This is a genomic window from Endozoicomonas sp. SESOKO3 (genome assembly GCF_024606255.1).
In genome coordinates this window covers 1-1,866 of record NZ_JAHHPR010000129.1, presented here as the reverse complement: position 1 = coordinate 1,866, position 1,866 = coordinate 1, and the positions used below count along the sequence as shown (strand labels likewise).

The 1,866-nt window shown below is 48.5% G+C and carries 1 protein-coding gene; it reads left to right on the top strand.

Features of this window, described 5'->3' with window-relative positions; translation table 11 throughout:
• The first annotated feature begins 83 nt into the window (after nt 1–83).
• On the top strand, nt 84–1,301 hold the full coding sequence (locus KDK18_RS02300; RefSeq protein ID WP_257252904.1) for a type II secretion system F family protein: 1,218 nt from the start codon (nt 84–86) through the stop codon (nt 1,299–1,301).
• Nucleotides 1,302–1,866: the final 565 nt, after the last annotated feature.

Sequence of the window (1,866 nt, the reverse complement as noted above, 5' to 3'; positions counted from 1 at the left end):
CCGTTAAGAGCGGTATAATGCCACTGCCTGGCATCGCAGTGGCTCAACAAGAATGATAAAAGAAGCTACGGAACTGGCTATATATGGCACGAAAACCAACAAAAACAGCCACATTCGTCTGGGAAGGTAAAGACAAGAGTGGGCGGAAGGTCAAAGGAGAAATCCAGAGCGGCAGTATTGCACTGGTCAAAGCTGAGCTCCGCAAGCAGGGAATCAACTCCACAAAAGTCAGAAAGAAGGGTATGTCACTGGGTACCAAGGGCGGCAGGATCAAACCCATGGATATTGCCCTGTTTACCCGCCAGCTAGCCACCATGATGAAGGCGGGGGTTCCCCTGCTTCAAGCGTTTGATATTACTTCTGACGGTATCGAAAAGCCTGCCATGAAAGATCTCATTGGCAAAATCAAGAATGATGTTGCCGGCGGTTCCACTCTGGCCGACGCTCTGAGAAACCATCCACTGTATTTCGATGACCTCTACTGTAATCTTGTCGCTTCCGGTGAGCAGTCTGGTTCTCTGGAGTCACTGCTGGACAGAATCGCCACCTACAAAGAGAAAACCGAAGCCCTTAAGGCCAAAATCAAGAAAGCGATGAAATACCCCATCGCTGTTGTGGGTGTTGCTATGGTTGTGACTGGCATTCTGCTGGTCTACGTAGTGCCCCAGTTTGAGGAAGTATTCCAGGGATTTGGGGCTGAGCTACCCGCATTTACCCAGTTGGTTATCGGCATTTCTGAATGGGTCCAAAGTTCATGGCATATGACCATAGGCGCTCTCGTTGCCTTTGGATTTATGTTCAAAAAACTGCTACAAAAATCCAAAGCAACCAGAGACAGAATGGATCGGGTCACCCTTAAGATTCCCGTGATCGGTGTCATTCTTGATAAATCAGCAGTCGCCCGATTCGCCAGAACCCTGTCGACGACTTTTGCCGCCGGTGTACCCCTGGTGGATGCCCTTGACTCGGTTGCCGGGGCTGCTGGTAACGTCGTCTATTTCGATGCCACCCAACGCATAAAGGAAGACGTATCCAGCGGTCAGCAGCTGCAGTTCGCCATGAGAAACTCTGGCATATTCCCGGCCATGGCGGTTCAGATGGTGGCTATTGGTGAAGAATCCGGCGCTCTGGATGAAATGCTCGATAAGGTCGCCACTTTTTACGAAGACGAAGTAGACAACATGGTCGATGGTCTGACCAGCTTGATGGAACCTTTGATCATGTCGGTTCTCGGCGTACTGGTTGGTGGTCTTATCATTGCCATGTACTTGCCTATTTTCCAGTTGGGGTCTGTGGTCTAACCAACAGATGTAAACATGTATTAAAACTCCAGACACATGCATTAAACTATCGACACGGAAATAGCTTATTCCTCTATAGCCCTTATTATATAGGGCTATCAGTCAACAGCTTTATCCAGCTACATTCAGGAATCGGACATATAAAAACAGTTTTAATGCATTTTGGCCGCAAGTTACTTACTCTGTGTCCACTGAAAATCAGGAGTACTTGTCAATAGTTTTAATGCACGTCTACTCTTCAAACTTTTTAGTTTTTTGTTCAACTTCCTGCAGCACGGGCTGCTTATCCTTGCTGAACAACAAGCGCTCGTAATACAGCTTGCTGACCTGACGATCCAGCGACCGGGAATGCCAGCTCTATTGTATGGCTTCCAGCAGATATCGCTCTCTGGATTTGGGGTTTCAATACGGGTCAGACGACGATAGTGGGACCTGCTCGATTTGGAACGCAAGGCGTTCCATTTTGATAAAAAGCACTCATACAACGCAGGTTCCTGGCTGCGCTGATCTGCAGCACTGTTGGTTCTAACAAAAAAGGCAAACGCGATCTGGGGGGAGCGCGAGG

Coding starts and splice junctions, on each gene's coding strand:
- KDK18_RS02300 (WP_257252904.1), top strand. CDS start 84: ATGGCACGAAAACCAACAAAAACAGCCACATTCGTCTGGGAAGGTAAA.